Here is a 19,634-nt window from a genome sequence, read left to right as displayed (position 1 = left end):
GCTACGGGGGTGGTCCCCCGGAGCATGCAGGCTACCGCGCCAGTGAGACACGCTCCCCCGGGTCGAGGTGGGCGTGGGCCGCGCCACCCGTTCCCGGCCCGCCCGCGCCCAGCATCCGGCCGAAGAGTCCGAGGCCGTTGTCGTTGAGGAGCCCGTCGTGGATGTCGTAGACCTGCGTCGGGCCCACGGCGCGCACGTAGTCCAGGACCTCGGAGTACTTGTTCCAGGGGGCGTGCACCGGCAGCAGCAGCGTGTGCACGGGGCGCGCCGGAACGGTCAGCGCGTCGCCGGGATGGAAGACCAGGCCGTCCACGACGAAGCCGACGTTGGTGATGCGGGGGATGTCGGGGTGGATGACGGCGTGCAGCTCGCCGTGGACCTCGATCCGGAAGCCCGCGGCCTCGAAGGTGTCCCCGTGGCCCACGACGTGGACGCGCCCGGGGAAGGCACCGGAGATCTGGTCGGCGACGCTGCGCAGCGTCCAGATCTCGGCCTCCGGGTTGTCCTCCATGGCGGCCCGCAGCCGCAGCTCGTCGAAGTGGTCGGGGTGCTCGTGGGTGACCAGCAGCACGTCGGCGCCGAGTGCGGCTTCCTGCTCGCTGAAGCCGCCCGGGTCGATGACGAGGGTGCGCCCCTCCTTGTGCAGGCGGACGCAGGCGTGGCCCTGCTTGGTGAGTCCCAGCGGTGCGTCGTTCGTGTCGAATCCCATGGGGCTCATTCTGCTTCGACGGGAGCGCCCGCGTCCCTGCGATCCTCCGGCGTGGTCTCCTCCCGGATGACCCGCTGTGCCACGGCGAAGGCCGAGTTGGCCGCGGGCACACCGCAGTAGACGGCCGTCTGGAGGAGCACTTCCTTGATCTCGTCGGGCGTCAGCCCGTTGCGCAGCGCGGCACGGGTGTGGAAGCCGAGCTCGTCGAGGTGGCCGCGGGCCACCAGCGCGGTGAGGGTGATCACCGAGCGGGTACGGCGGTCGATGCCGGTACGCGTCCACACCTCGCCCCAGGCGTAGCGGGTCACGAAGTGCTGGAAGTCGTCCGTGAAGGCGTCGGAGCCCTCCGTCGCGTGGTCGACGTGCGCGTCGCCGAGCACCTCGCGGCGGACCTTCATGCCCGCGTCGTAGGCGTCCGTGCGCGCCGCGGCGGCCTGCGCGGACTCCAGCTCGGCCACGGCCGACGCCTGCGGCGGCACGGGCGTGATCACGGGAGCGGGCGCGGGCGGACCCGCCGCCGACTCCTGCCAGGTGGTGGTGAAGTGCCGGATGAGCAGGTCGGTGACGGCACCGGGCTGCTCGACGGGCGTCAGATGGGAGGCGCCCGGCACGATGGCCAGCCGCGCGTCCGGGATGCCGGCGACCAGCGCCCGGGCCTCGGCGGGCGGGGTGACCTGGTCGTCGGCCCCCGCGACGACCAGCGTGCCCACGCCTATCCGGTCCAGGGACGCCTTCGCGTCGAAGGAGGCCAGCGCCTCACACGCGGCGATGTAGCAGCCGGGGTCGGTGGTGCGCACCATCTGGACGGCCCACTCGACGATCGCGGGCTGCGCGGCGGCGAAGGTGGAGGTGAACCAGTGTTCCGGCGTCGTGCGGGCGATCGGGTCGAGCCCGTTGGTGCGGATGACGACGCCGCGCTGGCGCCAGCTGTCGGGGGTGGCGAAGCGCGGCGAGGAAGAGATCAGTGCCAGCGAGGTGACCCGCTGGGGCGCGCGCAGGGCGAGCTGCACGCCGATGGCACCGCCGAGCGCGCAGCCCGCGTAGCCGAACCGTTCGATGCCCAGCGTGTCGAGAGTGGCCAGCAGCCGCTCGGCGAAGGCGTCGGCCGAGTCGGCCGAGTAGGCCGGCGAGCCGCCGTGCCCCGGCAGGTCGAAGCGGAGCACCCGCCAGTGCCGGGTGAGTTCCGGAATCTGCCGGTCCCACATGTGCCAGGTGGTGCCCAGTGCCGGGCCGAGGACAAGCAGGGGGGCGTGTTCCGGCCCTTCAAGGCGGTGTTGCAGGGTCTTGGCGGTCGTGTCGCTCACCCGCTCACGCTCCCATATCTCGCACAGTCTCCTGCCAGAGGGGTCTCGTCCTCCACGAGTCCACCTCAGGCTCCCGCCGCCGGTCGCAGATCCTCCACATCCGGCTACACGTGCCGCCTCGTCGTCGCCCTGACACCCGTGCGGCCTGCCGGCCGGGCGAGGACGCGCACCGCCACGCCCTCGCGGGCGAGCCGGGTCGGGCACGCGGTTCGGGCATCGTACAGGCGTACACGGCGGAGACTGTTTCGCGCCATGACCGGCACGCGCGGCACGACCGGGCACGCGCGGCACGACCGGGCACGCGCGGCATGACCGGCACGCGCGGCGCACGAGGTGCCGGCCGTTCAACACGACGCCGAGTTCGTCTGCAAGCACGTAGCCGTGAAGGCGTATGCCTCACCAGCCGCGAGGCGATCCTCCTCCTGGACTTGTGCGAAGAACCGCCTGTGTTCCTGCTCGCGGCCGCGGCACCAAGCGGACATGTGCTCCTCGGCAAGGCCCTGGAGTCGGACATGTACCCGCTTCCCATGAATACTTCCCACCAACACGGTCCAAGGTGATCTGATAGTTGCAGGTGGTGGTTTCTTCCAGGTCTTCGGCCTTCATGGCCGACCACTGGTCAAGCCACTCATTCGCGGTGATTTTGGCTAACCGGCGATCCAGCGCGCCTCAACCGGCGCCCCTGTCCTCACCGTCGCCCGCGACGTGGGCCGCAAGCTCGCGGGCCGGTACGTGCACCACGACATTGCGGACCCCCGCGCTGGCGGGGGTGCTCCCCGGCCCCGAGCTTCCACCCCACGGAGGAATGACTCCGCCTTTTTCTATCTCATGGAAATTTCCGCGCTCCTCTTTCCTGCTGCGCGGAAAAAGCCACAGCATGTGCCCTGACCTGCACTTCTAGTGGCGTTAATTTCCCTCCTGTACATGGCATCCAGACTATTGACAGTGGGAAAAGCAGCACGCATTCTCGGGGCCTCCACGAGACGAACGAGGTGCTTCCACGTGGCGGATGATCTGGTCGGGCAGGGGACTGCTCTCGACGACCGGGACCGCATGTTCGCTAGGCCGGGGACGACGAGGCCCGCTGGGCCACCAGCGCCGCCTCCTGCACGAGGACACCCTCAAGTCCGAACGCCGCCTCGCCGGCCTGCTGTTGTTCCTCTACGCCCAGTGGCCCGCCGCGGTCTCGCGGCTCGCTCTCGATCACATAGAGGAAGCGGGACGGTGCCGTCCGCGTCCGCCTCGGCTCCGCCCCGGACGAGCTTCCCGCACCCGTCGCTGACCTGGCCCGCACTCTCGGCATCGACACCACCGTCACCGCCAAGTGGCAGCGAGCCGCCGCTGGAGACTGGGCCGCCGACGCAGCCGAGGTCAGCCGCCGACCGAGAGCGTCATGAGTGCTGGGAGCCTATGATCGCGCGGGCTGGTTGGCGATCAGGAGGGTGCTGCCGGCGGGGCGGAAGCCGAGACGTGCGTAGATGCGAGCGATCGTGTCATCTGCGTAGGCGAGGAAGACGGTGCTCACCCCGTGATCGCGGGCGTGGTTGACCAGGGCTGCGGTGATAGCGGCGGCCAGGCCCTGACGGCGGGCGAGGGGAAGGGTGCCGATGCCGCCGATCTCCGTGGTGTCGTTCGCCGGGTGGTAATGGCCGACAGCCAGCGGGGTGCCGTTGGAGGCGAGTGCAGCAATGAGCGTTTTGTGCCCGGCCCGGATTGTGGGGCGGACCGCTGCCACAGTACCGTCCACCAGCAGCTCATCGGCCACCACCGACAGCTCCTCACGACCCGCCGGGCCCACCGCGGTGCCCTCCTCGGCAAAGGCCAGGCGGGGGAGAGCGAGGGCCGCGGGCAACGCAGGGTCGTCGGACGTCAACACGCGGAGCGTCACGCCACCCGGCAACGGACGTGAGTCCACTGCGTGGTTGGGATCCAGCGCCATCAGCGGGCGTTCCTCCACCGGCAGACCGGCGGCCTCGATACGGGCACGCAGCGTCGGCGCCGCCTCGGCCAGCCACTCGAAAGCCTCCGGCACACCAAGTTCGCGCTGCCGAGCTCGCACCCGGGCGATATCAGCGGCGACAACGGCCGAAGACATCTCTGCGGTGGGCTGAGCATGGCCGGGGCCGCCGTAATACGGGGCACCAGGTGTCTTGCGCACGAACAGCCGTAACGAACCGAACCTTTCGGCATCAGCGAACAGCAACGGCGCAGTGGCGTAATACTGCTCGATACGGACACGCAGCAAGTCGCTCATGTGGCGCATCCGACCACGGGACGATGCTGCACCGCATCCGAGATTCGACGTCAGCCAGAGGGTGACCCAACACCCTCAAGCCGTCGCAACACCCCGTGCCTCAGGGGGTATTCGGACAGTTCCAGTACCCGACTTCACAGTTACACGTCCAGCAGACCCGCGCCGAGTACGCCTGCGTAGCAGTAGAAGAGGGCGAGCGGTCCCGCGACGATCCGATAGGCGATGTTCATCGTTCCCATTCATGGGCCACCGGTTCGCGAGGCCCGTCGATTGCGTCGATTGCGTCGATTTCCAGGGGAAGCCCCTGGAGAAGGCCCGGTCCGTCGTCCGAGGGGGCCAGGCGGCAGCGCCGCGGCCCCGCCGGCCGGAAGCACAGTAGGGGCTGGGCTGTTTCCGTCCCGTCGGCTTCAGGCGAGGTCGGTCGCGGGCTCGGTCGCATAGCGGCTCATCGCGTCGGTGGTGGCTTGCCGCGTCAGCGGCCGGCCGCCGTCGAGTGCCTCCTGCAGGTCTCGGAAGTACTGCACGTACAGGTCGGGGGTGAATGTGCTGAGCATGACGGCGGGCTGGTCGCTCAGGTTGGCGAAGGTGTGCGGGGTGCCTGGCGGAACCATCACGAGTGTGCCCGCGGTGGCGTCGTAGTCGTCGTTTCCGACGGTGAATCGCACGGTGCCGGAGAGGACGTAGAAGCCCTCGTCGTGTTGGGCGTGGCGGTGCTGCGGCGGCCCCTGGGTGTACGGGGCGAGGACGGACTCGGCGATCGCGAGGCGGTGCCCGGTGTGGCTGCCGTCCTCCAGAACGCGCATGCGCGTGGTGCCCAGAACGATCGTCTCACCGTCGCCGGGACCCACCACCGATATGACAGAACCGGCCTGCGGCTCGCTGGTCTTCGCTTCTTCGGTCATGCTCACGAGTGCACCGCCGGGACCCCGCCAGTGTCCAAGACCCATCCCGCAGCGCCGATACCTCGTGGGTATCGTTGCAGCGTGGAGCTACGGACCTTGCGCTACTTCGTGGCGGTCGCCGAGGAACTCCACTTCGGCCGGGCCGCCACCCGGCTGCACGTGAGCCAGCCGCCGCTGAGCCGGGCGATCAAGCAGTTGGAGGCCGACGTCGGGGCCCTGCTCTTCGCCCGCTCGCCGACCGGCGTCACGCTCACACCGGTGGGCACGGTGCTGCTCGACGAGGCGCGGGCCCTGCTCGGCCATGCCGACCGCGTCCGTGTACGCGTCAGCGCGGCGGCCGGCGCGGCGACCCTCACCGTCGGCATCCTGGGCGACGGCACCGACCCGGGAGCGTCCAGGCTGGCCGCCGCCTACCGCCGGAACCACCCCGGCGTCGACGTCCGTATCCGTGACACCGACCTGACCGACCCGACGTGCGGGCTGCGCGCCGGACTGGTCGACGTGGCCCTCACCCGGGCGCCGTTCGACGAGACCGCTTTGAGGGTGCGGGCGCTGCGGACCGATCCGGTCGGGGTGGTCCTGCGTGCCGACGATCCGCTGGCCCGCCGCGAACGGTTGCGGCTGGCCGAACTGGGCGACCGCCGCTGGTTCCAGTTCCCGCAGGGCACCGACCCCAGCTGGCAGTCGTACTGGAACGGTGGCAGGCCGCGCGAGGGGCCGATGGTGCGCGCCGTTCAGGAATGCCTGCAGGCCGTGCTGTGGAACGGCACGGTCGGCCTGGCCCCCCTCGGGCACGACCTGCCCGCGGAGCTGGCCGTGGTACCGCTGACCGACATGGCGCCGAGCCGAGTGGTGGCGGTGTGGAACGAAGGTGACACCAACCCGTTGATCCGGTCCTTCGTCGAGATCGCAACAGCCGCGTACCGCCACTGAGCGGTGGCAGCCGGTGCTGCCACATCCCGTGAACGTGGTGCGCCTGCTGATCGGTCCCCGCTGCACTCCGACGGCGAGCTCACTCTCGTCTCCCTCGCGGCAGGAGCCGGCCTGCGGCGTGACAAGCTGACCCGCAAGCACACCGGCCTCAAGGACCTGTCCTACGCCTTGGTCGAGGCCCGCGGCCACAGCCCCGGTCCGGGAACCGACGCTCCTTGCACATCGCCCCCTACAGGCCGGAAACGCGCTCGGCGGTGCGGTGGCCGATGGTCGCGCGCTGCACGTCGCTCAGCGGCGCCGACTTCGCTCAGCGGCGCCGACTTGGGGAAGCGGAAGGCGTCCATTGTCTCCTCGCAGGGGGTGTCGACGGCGAACATGATGTTGTCGTCTCCAACCGCGCGCAGCGCGTATTCCAGGGCGTTGGGGCCGTCGATCCCGGGTGTGACGGTGGCGAGCCCGGCGAAGCGGCTCGGGTGGGGGCGTCGGTCCGCCCCCACCGCCGTCCGTGGCCCCCGGCTCAAGCCCGGCGGCCGCCGTCGACCGACAGGGCGGTGCCGGTGACGTAGGAGGCTTCCGGCGAGCACAGCCACACAGCGGCGGCTGCAACCTCCTCGGACTCCGCCAGTCTGCGCAGCGGGGTGACGGCCGCCTGCTGCTCGGCCATCTGCGCACCGGCTGAAGCGACGACGCCGTCGAACATGGCGGTCTTCGTCAGCGCCGGGCACAGCGCGTTGACGCGGATGTCGTCCGGCCCGTAGTCCACGGCGGCCACCTTGGACAGGCCGACGACGCCGTGCTTGCCGGCCACATACGCCGGGGCGCTGGGGATCGCGTACAGGCCGCCGTTGGAGGCGACGTTGACGATCGCCCCGCCGCCGTGTTGCTTCATCACGGGCAGTTCGTACTTCAGGCACAGCCATGTGCCGATCAGGTTGACTCGCAGCACGCGCTCCCACTCCTCGACCGACATCTCCGTCAGGACCCGGTCGTGGGAGGGAATTCCCGCGTTGTTCACCGCGAAGTCGAGCCCGCCGAACGTTGCCACGACCTGGGTCACGGCCCGCTGCACGGACTGCTCGTCCTCGATATCGACGGCCACGGCCTCAGCCGGGGCGCCCTCCTTCACTATCAGTTCCACGGTCTGACGAGCGCTGTGCTCGTCCAGGTCGAGTACAGCGACCGCGGCCCCGCGCCGGGCGAACTCGAGTGCGGCGGCGCGCCCGATTCCGCTGCCGGCACCGGTGACCAGACCGGCCTTCCCGGCGTAGCCGCTCACGACAGCGGCTCGTGGTTGACCCAGACCGCCTTGTACGGGTGACGGCTCTGCCAGCGCTTGATGAGGTCGACTGCCCCGGGCATGGTGAAGGTTGCGTTCAGGGCATCGAGGTCGGGCAGGCTCAGTTGCAGGACGGCGCTGGCGATGGCCACCGGGGCGTGGTCGTCGCCCGGGACGCGGATGTGGTGCCGGGCCGCGACCGACTCGACCAGGCCGGAGCCCTTCACGAGCTCCTCGAACTCCTTGAGGTACTGGTCCAGCTCACTCGCGGGAATCGGATTGTCGAACGCGACGATCATGGTGTGGTGCATCATGCCTCCAGAGAACAGGCGTTTTGCGTGCCCGTCCAAGATCCATCCGTTCTCGTTCAATGCCTGCTGGGAATGGATCAGCCGGTAGTCTTTCGGCATGGCCGAGCTGGAGACCCGCGAGCTGGAGTACTTTGTCGCCGTGGCCGAGGTACTGCACTTCGGTCGCGCCGCGGCCGGCCTGGCGATCGCGCAGCCGGCCCTGTCCAAAGCGATCCGACGCCTGGAATCCCGGCTCGGAGTGAAGCTGCTGGAGCGCTCCAGCAGGCACGTCGCCCTCACCCCTGCCGGCGAAGCGCTCGTGCACCATGGCCGGCACGCGCTCAACGCTGTCAGCGCGGCCGCCGAGAAGGCCCGCCGGGCCGGTGATCAGCAGGCCCGGCTGCGCCTGGTGATCAAACCCGGCGGTGACGCAAACCTGCTGTCCGGCATCCTGGCCGCCTACGCCGGCCGGCCCGACGCCCGCCAGGTGGACATCCTCTTCGGCGGAGCCACCGACCGCGCCGATCACGTCCGCGACGGCCGCGCTGATGTTGCCCTGCTGTACGTGCCGTTCGACGACGTGACCGGCCTGGACCACGAAACCCTGATGGTCGAAGGACGTGTCGCGATCCTGCCGCCGGACCACCCGCTCGCCTCTCGCTCGCAGGTCACTCTCGCCGACCTCGCCCAGGAAACACTGCCACGCTGGAAAGGCGTGCGCTGGACCGGAGCGCCCGAGGCCGGGCCGGGGCCCGAGATCACAAACGCAGCCGAAGCCCTGCAAATGATCAGACTGGGACGCACCATCGCGGTCTTGCCCCGCTCGCTGGCCCAGCCCATGCACCCGGGCCTCGTCTACCGGCCCGTGACCGATGCCCCGAACAGCGAACTCGTCCTCGCATGGTCGCGGGATGACCGCCGCCGCTCGATCGCCTCCTTCATCACCGCCGCTGTGGATGCTTGCGGGACGACTTGAGGATGCGGACGGTGCGCACGACCTGGGCGCGCGGGCGCGACAGCACGAAGGCGGTGCGACGCGGCCGACGGCATCTCGGCATGGACGGCCGAGCGGAACGGTGCCGCCCCGCACCACGCATGGCCCACGACTGCCTGTGCGTCCGCCGCTCTGGTCTCGTCAGCCCACCCGCTCGCGTGCCGCGGAGAACAGCGCGGAGCACACGTCGACGAGTGTCGCCGGGTCATCCTCCTGCCCGCGCTGCAACCAGTCGACGAGCAGGTGGTTGACGGCTCCGACCAGTCCGACGGCGGTCAGGCGGTGGAGGTCGACGGCCGCTCTGGTCGCGGGCTCCTTTGGCAAGGACCACACTGCGGTGATGAGGTCGGCGAACTCGCGCAGCACTCCGTTACGGCGCGCTTCCAGCTCGTCTGACACACCGACCACCTCGATGAGCACCACGCGGGCCCGCCGGGGATCGGCCGTCAGGAACCCGATGAAAGCGTCGAGGCCGGTGTGGGCGCGGGTGTCGAGATCCGAGCCGGTCGTCTTGTCGAGCGCGGCCAGGACCGCGCCTCGCATGCTGTCGGTCAGTTCGGCGTAGAGCCCGGCCAGGCAGTCGTGCCGGTCGCGGAAGCACGCGTAGAAGTACCGCTCGGTGAGCCCGGCCTCCCGGCAGACCCGCTTGACCGAAGTGGCCGCGTACCCCTGTGTGCCGAACAGTTCGAGCGCGGCGCCGAGGACAGCCTCTCGCCGCTTGCGGTCGCGCTCGTCCGGGTCGAGGCCCGAGTAGCGCCGCCCTTCGCTTTTCGTCTGCACCATTGCGTCGTCCCCTTCCTGGTGGCAGTCTAGGTCGCCATCTGACACGCACGTGTGTCAGATAGAGCGGAGGCGAGAGGGATGCAGACGAGAGCACTCGCTGGGCGCGTTGTCGCCGTCACTGGAGGGGCGAACGGGATCGGCCGGGAGACGGCCCGCCGGCTGGCGCTGGCCGGCGCCCGCGTGGCCCTCGGAGACCTGGACCCTGCCGCGGCACGAGCGTCCGCCGAGGAACTGCGGGGCGACGTGGTGGGCTTCGGGCTCGATGTCACCGACTCTGCGTCCTTCACCGCCTTCCTCGCCGAAGTGGAGGAGCACTGGGGCCCGCTCGACGTCCTGGTCAACAACGCGGGAGTGATGTGGGTCGGCGGTTTCGCCGACGAGCCCGAGTCAGCCACCACCCGCCAGTTGGAGGTCAACCTGCATGGTGTGATCCGCGGCGTGAAGCTCACCGCGCCCGCTATGCGCGCGCGAGGCCGTGGCCACATCGTCACCATCGCGTCGGCGGCCTCGAAGCTCTCGCCGCCAGGCGAATCGACCTACGCCGCGACCAAACACGGCGTGTACGGCTACCTCAAGGGCGTGCGCGCGGAGCTGCGCGGCAGCGGGGTCCGGATCTCCGTGGTCATGCCGGGCGTCGTCGACACCGAACTCGCCGCGGGAACGGCGACGGGCGCGGCCAAGCTCCTCAAGCCCCTGGATGTGGCGCGCGCTGTCGTGGCGGTGATCGAGCGTCCGCGGTTCGAGGTGTCCCTGCCCGGATACGTCGGCCCGCTGTCCCGCTGGGTCGAGGTGTTTCCACAGCCCGTCCGCGACCTTCTCCTCCGCGCCATGGTGCCCGACCAGGTGCGGTCCGTGCCCGGTGCCTCAGTACGCCAGGGCTACGAATCACGCATCTTCACCGGCACCAGCACCGGCACCGGCACCAGCACCAGCACCACCCCGGGAGGGGAACATGACTGACGCGGCGCGGACAGAAGAGACGAAGACCCTGAACACGACCGGAGCGCAGGCCCTCCGGTCGATACCGGAGTTCGAGGGCGTGCACGACGTCTGGCCGCGCGGAGACCGCCTCAAGGCCATCCGCTCGGCTGCTGAGCGCTACCGCGAGCGATTCGTGAGCCAGGGCCGGGTCCGGGCGGTCAAGAGTTTCGACATCGCGGCCGCACCGTATCCGGCGCGGTTCGCCTTCCAGGGGTACTCCGTCAACACCAACCCGATGATCAGCATCATCAACCGGATGCTCGTCATCCAGTTCGACGGGTTCGACGGGCAGCTGAAGACCCTCGTGTGGGAGCCCACCATGGCCGAGGGGTCCGCGGAAGCGCCGTTCTACAACAAGCTGCAGTCCTTCGCTCGCCGCCTGCGCGCGGAACGCCTCTTCGTCAAGTACTACAACGACCCGGACCGAGTCCTCCCGAGCGTGGGTCTGCGCAACGAGGACGTCGACTACGTCAGCTTCGACCACCTGCACGTGCAGGACGTCCGCATGATCATGGGAAGCGACACCCCGCTCCGGGATGAGCCGGCATCACGCCGGCCGCTCTTCCCCAACGGCAAACTCCTTGTGCACAGCAAAGAGCTCGGCACGTTCGCCTCCATGCATCCGATGCAGTGGGCCTGGTACGTGGACGGCGGCATGGACGGTGTCCCAGCCGAGCGGCTGGAGGTCTTCGAAGGGGACGTGGAACTCGGCGTCGGCGTCAGTCTGCTGTGGACACCCGGACACACCGACGGCAACCACTCACTGGCGATCAACACCCCGGACGGTGTCTGGGTGTCCTCTGAGAACGGCATGGCGGCCGACAGCTGGCAGCCCGAACTCTCGAAGATTCCCGGCGTGCGGCAACAGGCTGCCTTCTACGGGCGTGAGGTCGTACTGAACGCGAACACGCTGGAGGACTCCCTCGACCAGTACGACTCGATGGTCAAGGAGAAAACGATGGCGTCGCCCGCGCCGGGCGACCCCAGGTGGCTGCAGATCCTTCCCTCTTCGGAGTGCGCTGCCTGGAAGCGGCAGTGGCCGGTCGTCCCGACCCACACCCATGGAGGACTCGCCTACGGCGACATCACCGGGCCAGGCGCATCCGGGAAGCGTCAGACCACGAGGTGACCCTCGTCCCCGGCGCCCACCGCCAGCGCCCCCGGCGTCCGCCGGAGCGCCGACTGACCCGCCCCGCGCCCTCTGTCGGACCGTTCCGCGCCATGCCCGGGCACGCGCGGCCCAGGAGGTGCCGGCCGTTCAACGCGACACGCTCGCGGGCCCTTCTCCACCGAGGAGCGTGCGCAGCCGCCGGGTGACGTCGGCGGTGTTGTGCCCGTCCCAAACAGGCGCCGTTTCGACCTCGGGCACGTCGCCGAACAACGACCAGCCGCCGGTTCGGTAGTGATTGCTGACCTGGCCCGTGGGAAGCTGAGCCACGACGATGAACCAGCCGCCCCCGAAGCACGGTTCACCGTCGTGGTGCTTCCATGAGCGGACGACGGGATACCCGGCGTCCAGCCACGCCCGGGCGGCGTACGCGTGGTAGAGCAGCCTGAATTCGTACAGCTCGTCGAAGGTGTGGAACCCGTCGGAGATACTGCCGGTATCGGTCATCGTCGCCGGCTCCAGATCGTGTAGAGCCCGAAACGCGGGCTTCGCCGCCACCACGCGGCGGGTCCTGCCCCGCCTCGCCGCGCACCTCGACCATCTGCTCGACAGTCTGGCCGAGCTGATCGTGTGGGGTCAGCGTACAAGAACCCGCCCTTCGCGAGCGGCCGTTGGGCCTGCCTCTGCTGAGGAGCCTGCCGCTCGAAGTCGGCAAGGACACCGACATCGCCGAGCAAGCGACAACCGCGCCCGGGCCGGGCATGTCGCACCGCACGGTAAACTCGGCCTCTTCCGGATCGAGCGGGAACGCGTCACCACTCTCGGTGCGACGCACTCCCCGATCCGCTGAGCCCGCGTGACGACGGTGAGGGTCGACGAAACCGCCGACCACAGCCCCGTCGACCGAGGTCGTGACCTGGCGGCAGGACGTGAAGGATGTGTGGGTGACGAACAGCGGCAAGCCTCGTCGACCGGACGTCACGGCGGCCGAGATCATCGGTGGTCCGGAAGCACTCGATGTCGGCCTCAGCAGCTACGACGCCCGGTGGGCGGAGGACTACCTGCGGCACCGGCGCCGGATCCTCGACGCGTTGGCGGCAGCGGACGTCGACGTCGAGCACATCGGCTCCACTTCGGTTCCGGGTCTGGCCGCCAAGCCGATTGTGGACCTCGTCGTCTCGGTGGCCGACATCACGGCAGAAGAGGATTACCTCGACGGGCTGTTGGCCGCCGGTTACGAACTGCGGGTTCGCGAGCCAGGACATCGACTCGTGCGTACGCCGGCTCGCGACGTCCATGTGCACGTGTACGAACGAGGGAACGCAGCGGTGCACGAGTACCTGCTCCTCCGTGACCACTTGCGCACCAACGCAGACGATCGGGCCCTGTACGAGAGCGTCAAACGAGACCTGATCAGCAGGCGCTGGGACGACATGAACGACTACTCCGACGCCAAGAGCGACGTCATCCGCGCGATCAAGGCGCGCGCCAGGGCAGCTCGCCCATGACGCGGGGCGGCGTCACGGATTCCTGAGCTGTGCACCTGATCTGTGCACCTGATCTGCGGCCCCCGCCGCCCTGTACGCGCCTGGGCCCCTGATCTGCGTTCGGAGATCAGGGGCCCAGGCGCCGGTCAGCCGGAAACGGCCGTTGTCAGAAGGTCCATTCGAAGGGACCTTCCCGGTGGCACGGCTGGATCTCCAGCCGTGCGTCCACGGGGTGGATGTCCTTGCCGGTCTTCATCTTGAGGCACTGGTGGTTGCTGGCGTAGTTGTGGATCCGGAACTTCTTGTCCCCACGCGGCTCCAGCCACCACAGCTGGTTGTCAGCCGTGGTGCCGTTGCAGTGGAACTCCGAGACCCGCGTACCGCGTGGCTGGCCGCCGAACTTCGGCAGGTCCATGCACAGCCCGTCCTTGCGGTTCCTGATCTGGAAGAGGTCGGTGGACCGGGGGCCCTTGCCCTTTTCCTTCACCTCGAAGTCCCAGATCTGGTTGTCCTTGTCGGTGCCGTTGCAGTGGAACTGGTTGACCGGCCCGTCGGGCTTGCCCTTGCCGAAGGCGGGAACGTCCGCGCACAGCTTCGACGCGACATTCTTGAGGAGGACGCCCTTCGCATTCGCGTAGTTGGGCGGCGCCACCTTCTTCTTGATGTCGGACCCTTCCTTGGCCTTCTCTTGCTTCTCCGGCGGCGCTGTCGAAGGCTCCGTCCCAGGGTGCTCCTTGGGCGGCGTCGACTCCTGAGGCTGCGGCTCCGACGGCGGCGGCTCCGGCGCCAAAAACAGCCTGGGTTTCAAGAAGTGCGCTTCAGGCACCGTCGATTTCGCAACCGGTTCGTCCGAAGGTGACGACTTGGAGGACGATTCCTCCGCATCAGACGACTCGGAGGACGATTCATCCGAAGGCGACGCGTCCGAAGAGGGCTCGCCCGAAGGAGACGCGTCGGGAGACGGCTCGTCCGAAGGCGTTCCCTTCTCCTTTTCGTCCGACGGCGTTCCATCCTCCTTTTTGAGTGCCTCACTCTTCGGAGCCTTGTTCTCGACCTCCGGCGGCTTGGGGGCGTAGTCCCCGGGCCGGGTCTCCTCCTCGTCCTTTTGCAGGGTCCGGGCCGTGGCGTCCTTGGCGACCGCCGCGGTGTCCGTCTTGTCGTCATCCCGGGCGCCCATGACCAGGAACGGCGCCGCGATCAGCAGTGCGCCCCCGATGCCCGCCGCGGCCAGCAGCGCCTTGGTGGGACGGCCCGAGGGCGGTACGTCCCCGCCCGCTCCGGCGCTTCCCTGGGAGGCACCGGGCGGCGTCCCGCCCTCCGCTCTGCTCAGCGAACCGACGGCGCCGCCGCCACTCCCGTCCGCCCCCGCCCCGGAGGGAGCCGGCCCCTCGGAGGAGTTGGCGTCGGCCCCGGATGAAGTGGTGGCCGATCTCTCGGACGAGCGCGCTTCCGAGACGGACGAGGACGCAGCCGCCGCGGCCGTCGGCTGGTCGCCGCCGCGCTCGGAGGAGGCGGAACCGGACGAAGAGGGCGCGGCGGAGGATGGCTCCTCCGCCTGCCCGGGGTTCGGGTCGGCGGCCGTCCGCGGGCGCAGCGACGCGGAGGCCGGCTGGGAGGCCGCACCACGCATCGTGACGGCACGGCGCACCTGGGGCTCTGTCTGCCCATCGTCATTCTGTTGTGGCATCAAGTCTCCATTCCTGTCGGGCAGGTCAGTCAGTCGGTCCATCAGTCAGTTGGTCCATCAGCTGTCGGACGGCAGGCCCGCGGCCCGTTCCAGTGAGCCCGCGCACAGCTGCGGCCAGTCGGGCCCGGCCGGGGTCACGGGGCGAGCGCGCAGAGCCTCCTCCAGTTGGCCGAGCGCCGCGCGGTCGCCGGCGTCCGGTTCCGCACCGTCGCTGCCAGCCGAGGTGTGCGGCCCGATCAGGGGCACCTCGCGCAGAAGGGTCAGCGGCGCGCCGCCCTCCTCACGCACGTCGAGCACCCGCAGCAGGGTGCCCGGCGGGAACACCACCTCGTCCCGGGCCTGTCCGGCACCGGGCCGGTCGGTGAGCTGGCGCACCCGGCGCCCCGTCACCGACCACACGGCGTACTGTGCACCGCCCGGCCTCGGTGCGCCGGCGCCAAGCGGCAGCACGGGCACCGGAGCGGGGTCCCGCAGCAGGACGCCGGGCTCCACAACGCCGCCCGGACCGGCGGTCTCCTCCGCGCCGCGGAAGGCGATCCCGCGGTACGAGGGCATCCGGCGTAGCCCGGAGGCAACGCAGGCGGCGTACGGCAACAACCGCTCCTCCCCGTCGTGCAGCCCCCGCGTCAGCGCCTTCGGACTCAGCGGGCCCTCGGAGGTGTGCAGGTAGAGGTGGAGCGCGATCAAGTCGGCGCGAGCGTCCTCCTGCTCCCGCCCGCGCAGCGCGGGCATCCGGGTCAGCAAGCGGCCCACGGCGGTACCGTGCCGGTCCCACACGCGGTCCGCGAGCGCCCGGAAGGCGTCGCGCTCCTCCTGGGTGGAGACGTGGCCGGGCCGGAACGGCGCCGGGAGCAGCGGACCGAGCCGTACCGGGGCGCGACGCGGAGCCCGCCGTTCCCCGTCGTCTCCCTGTGCGGTGGGGTCCGCCGGGGCCGCGAGCCGTGCGTCAGACGCGGGTTCAGCGGAGGCGTCAGGAGTGCCCGACACGAGAGGTGTGGCGGAGGCCGTGGGGACGGCGGAAGCCGTGGGCATGGCCCGCGGTGGCGGCACCGGGTCCTCCGTGTTCCCGGCACCGGCGTCCGCGGGGCCCTCCGGCTGGGGCCCGGCCGGCGCGGGACCCGACGTACGCGCCGGGGCCGGAGTGGCACCCGGCGCGGGCTCCCGCTCAGCGCCCGTGTCCGGTACGGCGTTCCGCGGCGGGGCCGACGGCTCGCGCGGGCTCTGCGGCGCGCGGTCTCGGGCCGACCCACGCTCAGCAGCGTCCGGCGCGGGGACAGGCGCGGTGCCCGGTGTGGTGTTCCGCCCGGCACTCGACGGCACGTCAGGCCGCGCGTCACGCCCGGCGTCGGGCACCGCATCGGGCACCGTGCCGCGCTCGGTGTCCGGGCGCGCCGTATCGTTCCCGGGCCCGGCCGAGGTCTCTTCGGGCGGTGCCGAACGGAGCGCGTTCGGGTCCTGTGGCCCCGAGGACACACTCGTCATCGGCGGCCGGACCGGAGCGGGACCGGTCACCGGGGCGGGACCGGCCACCGGGTTGGGGCCGGTCGGGGCCGCGTCCCCCCTCGTCGACGGGGCGGACTCTCTCGTCGGCGTGCCCGGCGACGCACCCGACGACGCGGGACGTTGGCCCACTGAGCCAGGACGCTCGGACGCCGACGCGGGACGCCCAGACGCCGACGCGGGACGTTCGGACACCGGCCGTGCCGGGTCCTCGGCGGAGCCTTCGGCGGGGTCCGGAGCCGCCGCACCGGGCTGCTGCCCCGCGGCGGGAGAGCCGGAGGACGTCGGCCTCTCGGGCACCGTGGGGCCGGGCACGGACGGGCTCCTCCGGGCCGGGCCGGTCACGGAGGGCCGGCCGGGCGTCGGGCGAGCGGCCGTCCCCTGCTGATCGGACGCCTGCGGGCCGGACACCGCCGACGGACCACCAACCGGCGGGCCCGACTCCGCCGAACGACCGTCCAGGCCGTCCAGGCCGTCCGCGGACACCGACGCCGACGCTTCCGTTCGGGCGGTCGGCGAAGCGGGGCGGCGGTGTGCGAGGGGTGCGGCGGACGTCAGGGGTGCGCTCGGTGCGGCGGAGGCCGCCGGGTGCGCGCCCGGGGCCGGGGCCACGCCCGGGCCCGGGTCCGCGGCGGGACGGGAGGCCGGGGCCGCGTCGGGGACGGGCCGGGGTTCACGCTCCGGGCGGGGCGTGAAGCGCAGGGCGCGCACCCCGTGTTGGGCCGCGAGCGCGCGCAACGCGTGGCCGCCGTCCGCGGCCCTGCCGTGGACGTACAGCCGCGCCCGCCCGCGGACGTCGTCGCCCAGGCTGGACAGGAGCCGGGACAGTTCGGGCCACAGCGAGGGGGCGAGTTCGTCGCCGGGGCGGCCCACCTCGATGGCCGGGCCCTCGGCGTTGACCTCGCGGGTCACCGGGGCCGGTACCGCCTCGTCGGCGTCCGTCTCCTCGTCGTCCGTCGCGTCGGCGTCCGTGATCCACAGACCGGCCCGGGTCCCTGTGACCCGCCATCGGTCGGAAAGCGGCACCGTGCCGTGTGCGAGGTCGTCGCCGCCCGGCAGCGGCGGGTTCCACCCCAGGAGCCGCGGGGCGGGCGCGGGCTCGCCCTCGCGGGCCGGGGCGCACACCACCGCGTCCACGAACGGCCGCCACAGCGGGGAGCCGTCGGCTCCGACGAGTACGGCCCGTGTGGTGCCGCGCTCGGCGGGGGTGAGGAGCGGCATGCCCGTGTAGACCACGATCTCGCGCTCGAGCAGGTCGGCCGCCGACTGGCCGGTGCGCAGGATGTCGCGGGGGCTGCCGGGGGCGAGGCGGATCCCGGGCCGGAGGGCGGCGGGCAGTGCGCTGAGTACTTCGCCGACATCGGACGCCGAGACGTCTCCACTCCCGGGGACCCCGACCAGGACGGTCGGGCCGCGGGGGTCCACCGGCACCGAGTAGCACAGGTCCCCGGGCTCCGGCTCGTTCGCGTGCGGTGCATGCGCCAGCAGCCCCGCGGGGACCTGATGGATCACACAGCCGCTGCCGGTGCGCTCGGGCACCTGCTCGATACCGTCCTGCCACGGGGGCGCGGGCTGGCGGGTGCCCAGGGCCACCGGCCGCACCCCGGGCGAGAAGCTCCACCAGCCGCGTGTCCGGGGCCGGTCGGGGCGGACGAAGAGCGAGCCGCCGGGGACGATCTCGACCTCACCGTCCGGGGCGATCACCTCCAGCTCCCAGGCGTCGGCCACCCGCCGGGCCACGGACGGCCGTTCCGGCAGTTCCTCGCCCGCGCCGGACAGGACGAGCCGTACGGTGTGGGAGCCTGTCTCGCGCAGGGTGTCGAACACTTCACTCAAGCGCTGCCAGAACGTGTCCGCCGGGGCGCCGTCCGGCCCCGCTGTGCCGGTGACCACGGTGGTGATGCCCGGCTCGGCGCCGAACCGGTCGGACAGTTCGTCGATGTCGGTCTGGCTGATCGTGGTGTCGTGGGCCGCGCGCAGCACCACCAGCGCGCCGTATTCCTCGGCGACCAACGGCGCGTCGCTCCCCGGGTCAGTGGCGCCGGCCCCCTCGGGCGAGGTGACGGGTGCGGTGGGCCGCGCGGACCCCCGTCCCGCCCTGCCCCGACCGCCGAACCACCGTGACCGGCCACCGCCGGAACGCCTCACGTCGTCTCTCCTTCGCACACGGTCCGGCTGGCATCCCAGCCGGACGTTGATGTTGGCGCCCCCCGCGTTGTCCTACTCGTTCAGATGCTCGCGCTGCCCTCCAGGTTCAGACGCGGCCGGCCCCTGCCGAGTTGTATTGGTCACAGCTGCCCCGTGGAACGTGCCGACGACGCCGTGCTGTCGGCCGCGGGGTCACCGGTTCTTCCCCTCATCGGCGTCCGGCGCGTCCCGGGCGTCCGAAGAGGTCGTCGCGGCGGGTGCGGAGACCTGCGGAGCGGCGGCGCCCTCGCGAGGCGCGAGCGTCGGCCACTCGGCTGCGGGCTCGTCGTCCGCGGCCTGTTCCTCGGGCAGTTCGGCCGCGGCGGCCATGAGGTCCGCCAGACCGTCCGTGGTCATCACCATACTGACCGGCGCCGAGCTGTTGATGCAGAGGCTGTGCTCCTTGGGCAGCCGCTCCAGCAGCGCGGGGATCCGCACGCGCTCGAACCCCAGACGTCCGGCCGCGTGCAGGTACAGGGGTGAGGTGAAGATCGGGACCACCGCCGTTCCGTCCGACGCCGAGGCGCTGACGGGCTCACCGCCCGCCGTGACCAGCACCGCCACCTCCGCCTTGGCCAGGGCGGCGGTGACGTCCTCGGCCGGTCCGTAGCCGGTGGTGGCGAGCTGGATGGCGGCGTCGACGTCGTCCTCGGGTTCGGGCCAGCCGAGCGCCTCCGGGGAGGGCTGGTAGTTCTCGTTGTCCTGCCACTCGACGATCTCGCCGTCGTCGTCGGAGCGCCACTGGCCCACGACGGCCCAGTCCGGCGGCAGGCCTTCGCCCTGCCACGCCGGATCGGTCAGGTAGAGCCAGTGGTTCGGGGCGAGCTTGGCCGCCTTGACGAACTCCTCGGGCGGCTCCAGCACCTCGTCGTCGTCGGATATCCCGGTCGTCGCCCCGTCGCCGGCCGGCGCTGCGGACGCCGCGGTGGTGTCCGGTTCGACCTGTGCGGGGCCGGTCGTCGGCTCGTCCGTTCCGGGTCGGGTGGCCGGGGCGGAAGCGCCGTTGTCGCTCATGCTGTCCTCGCTTACTGGGCCGGCTGGCTCGCTGCTGGGAATGCCCGGCATGGTCGGTGGCATCGAGCGCGCCCCCGCGGGCCGTCCGGCAGCCCGCCACGCCCTCCGAGGCAACCCCTGCCCCGGTATGCCCGGTACGTGATGCGTGCACCGGGACGAGCGCGGCCGCTCAAGCCGTAAGGCCGGCTCGCGGACCTCGGACGACTGATCGAGGAGATCAGGTAC

At 71.2% G+C, this 19,634-nt stretch carries 17 protein-coding genes; 5 read left to right on the top strand and 12 right to left on the bottom strand.

The window, feature by feature from the left end:
* Window positions 1-31: 31 nt before the first annotated feature.
* From DTL70_RS17270 to DTL70_RS17250, 5 genes are all read right to left on the bottom strand, one after another.
* Window positions 32-709, bottom strand: a complete 678-nt coding sequence (locus tag DTL70_RS17270; RefSeq protein ID WP_181860963.1) for an MBL fold metallo-hydrolase — start codon at window positions 707-709, stop codon at window positions 32-34.
* A gap of 5 nt (window positions 710-714) precedes the next feature.
* Window positions 715-2,013, bottom strand: coding sequence for a bifunctional 3-oxoadipate enol-lactonase/4-carboxymuconolactone decarboxylase PcaDC (gene pcaDC, locus DTL70_RS17265; RefSeq protein ID WP_114022854.1), 1,299 nt, complete (start codon window positions 2,011-2,013; stop codon window positions 715-717).
* 1,060 nt (window positions 2,014-3,073) lie between these two features.
* Entirely contained in the window at window positions 3,074-3,316 is a 243-nt protein-coding gene (locus DTL70_RS17260; protein WP_147266787.1) for a hypothetical protein, read from the bottom strand.
* 105 nt (window positions 3,317-3,421) lie between these two features.
* Window positions 3,422-4,267, bottom strand: coding sequence for a GNAT family N-acetyltransferase (locus DTL70_RS17255; protein ID WP_114023181.1), 846 nt, complete (start codon window positions 4,265-4,267; stop codon window positions 3,422-3,424).
* Window positions 4,268-4,674: 407 nt separating this feature from the next.
* The gene (locus DTL70_RS17250) at window positions 4,675-5,169 is read right to left on the bottom strand and encodes a cupin domain-containing protein (RefSeq protein ID WP_181860962.1); all 495 of its coding nucleotides are present in this window, start codon (window positions 5,167-5,169) and stop codon (window positions 4,675-4,677) included.
* Between the two features lie 81 nt (window positions 5,170-5,250).
* On the opposite strand from DTL70_RS17250, the gene DTL70_RS17245 reads away from it, so the two are divergent.
* On the top strand, window positions 5,251-6,102 hold the full coding sequence (locus DTL70_RS17245) for a LysR family transcriptional regulator (RefSeq protein WP_245979428.1): 852 nt from the start codon (window positions 5,251-5,253) through the stop codon (window positions 6,100-6,102).
* A 517-nt stretch (window positions 6,103-6,619) separates the two neighbouring features.
* Here the strand turns inward: DTL70_RS17245 and DTL70_RS17235 are convergent.
* On the bottom strand, window positions 6,620-7,378 hold the full coding sequence (locus DTL70_RS17235) for an SDR family NAD(P)-dependent oxidoreductase (protein WP_114022849.1): 759 nt from the start codon (window positions 7,376-7,378) through the stop codon (window positions 6,620-6,622).
* A complete protein-coding gene (locus DTL70_RS17230) occupies window positions 7,375-7,788 on the bottom strand; it encodes a hypothetical protein (RefSeq protein ID WP_245979427.1) in 414 nt (137 codons plus the stop codon). Before DTL70_RS17230 ends, DTL70_RS17235 begins: the two co-directional genes overlap by 4 nt.
* On the opposite strand from DTL70_RS17230, the gene DTL70_RS17225 reads away from it, so the two are divergent.
* Window positions 7,787-8,644 carry a LysR family transcriptional regulator gene (locus DTL70_RS17225; protein ID WP_114022847.1) on the top strand — a complete coding sequence of 286 codons (858 nt, stop codon included), beginning with the start codon at window positions 7,787-7,789 and terminating at the stop codon, window positions 8,642-8,644. The genes DTL70_RS17230 and DTL70_RS17225 overlap by 2 nt on opposite strands.
* A 159-nt stretch (window positions 8,645-8,803) precedes the next feature.
* On the opposite strand, the gene DTL70_RS17220 is transcribed toward DTL70_RS17225, so the two are convergent.
* Window positions 8,804-9,445: a TetR/AcrR family transcriptional regulator gene (locus tag DTL70_RS17220; protein WP_114022846.1), complete on the bottom strand. Its 642-nt coding sequence runs from the start codon at window positions 9,443-9,445 to the stop codon at window positions 8,804-8,806.
* Window positions 9,446-9,523: 78 nt separating this feature from the next.
* Here DTL70_RS17220 and DTL70_RS17215 point away from each other — a divergent pair, with 78 nt between their 5' ends.
* Both DTL70_RS17215 and DTL70_RS17210 read left to right on the top strand, forming a co-directional pair.
* Window positions 9,524-10,405 carry an SDR family oxidoreductase gene (locus tag DTL70_RS17215; protein WP_114022845.1) on the top strand — a complete coding sequence of 294 codons (882 nt, stop codon included), beginning with the start codon at window positions 9,524-9,526 and terminating at the stop codon, window positions 10,403-10,405.
* Complete coding sequence (locus tag DTL70_RS17210) at window positions 10,398-11,555, top strand: MBL fold metallo-hydrolase (RefSeq protein ID WP_245979426.1); 1,158 nt, start codon at window positions 10,398-10,400, stop codon at window positions 11,553-11,555. The genes DTL70_RS17215 and DTL70_RS17210 overlap by 8 nt, the downstream gene beginning before the upstream one ends.
* A gap of 129 nt (window positions 11,556-11,684) precedes the next feature.
* Here the strand turns inward: DTL70_RS17210 and DTL70_RS17205 are convergent, their stop codons facing one another.
* Window positions 11,685-12,041, bottom strand: coding sequence for a WDGH domain-containing protein (locus tag DTL70_RS17205; protein ID WP_114022844.1), 357 nt, complete (start codon window positions 12,039-12,041; stop codon window positions 11,685-11,687).
* 437 nt (window positions 12,042-12,478) lie between these two features.
* Here DTL70_RS17205 and DTL70_RS17200 point away from each other — a divergent pair, with 437 nt between their 5' ends.
* On the top strand, window positions 12,479-13,042 hold the full coding sequence (locus DTL70_RS17200; RefSeq protein ID WP_114023179.1) for a GrpB family protein: 564 nt from the start codon (window positions 12,479-12,481) through the stop codon (window positions 13,040-13,042).
* Window positions 13,043-13,187: 145 nt separating this feature from the next.
* Here DTL70_RS17200 and DTL70_RS17195 read toward each other — a convergent pair whose 3' ends face one another.
* From DTL70_RS17195 to DTL70_RS17185, 3 genes are all read right to left on the bottom strand, one after another.
* Window positions 13,188-14,708: an RICIN domain-containing protein gene (locus DTL70_RS17195; RefSeq protein ID WP_181860961.1), complete on the bottom strand. Its 1,521-nt coding sequence runs from the start codon at window positions 14,706-14,708 to the stop codon at window positions 13,188-13,190.
* A 57-nt stretch (window positions 14,709-14,765) separates the two neighbouring features.
* Window positions 14,766-18,221 (bottom strand): hypothetical protein, encoded by a 3,456-nt coding sequence (locus tag DTL70_RS17190; RefSeq protein WP_114022842.1) that lies wholly within the window; start codon window positions 18,219-18,221, stop codon window positions 14,766-14,768.
* A gap of 327 nt (window positions 18,222-18,548) precedes the next feature.
* Complete coding sequence (locus DTL70_RS17185) at window positions 18,549-19,409, bottom strand: type VII secretion system-associated protein (protein WP_114022841.1); 861 nt, start codon at window positions 19,407-19,409, stop codon at window positions 18,549-18,551.
* Window positions 19,410-19,634 lie beyond the last annotated feature (225 nt).

It is taken from the genome of Streptomyces diacarni (assembly GCF_003323715.1).
Taxonomy (GTDB): Bacteria; Actinomycetota; Actinomycetes; order Streptomycetales; family Streptomycetaceae; genus Streptomyces; species Streptomyces diacarni.
Note: the sequence above shows the minus strand (reverse complement) of the source record. Positions and strands in the feature narration are given on the sequence as shown.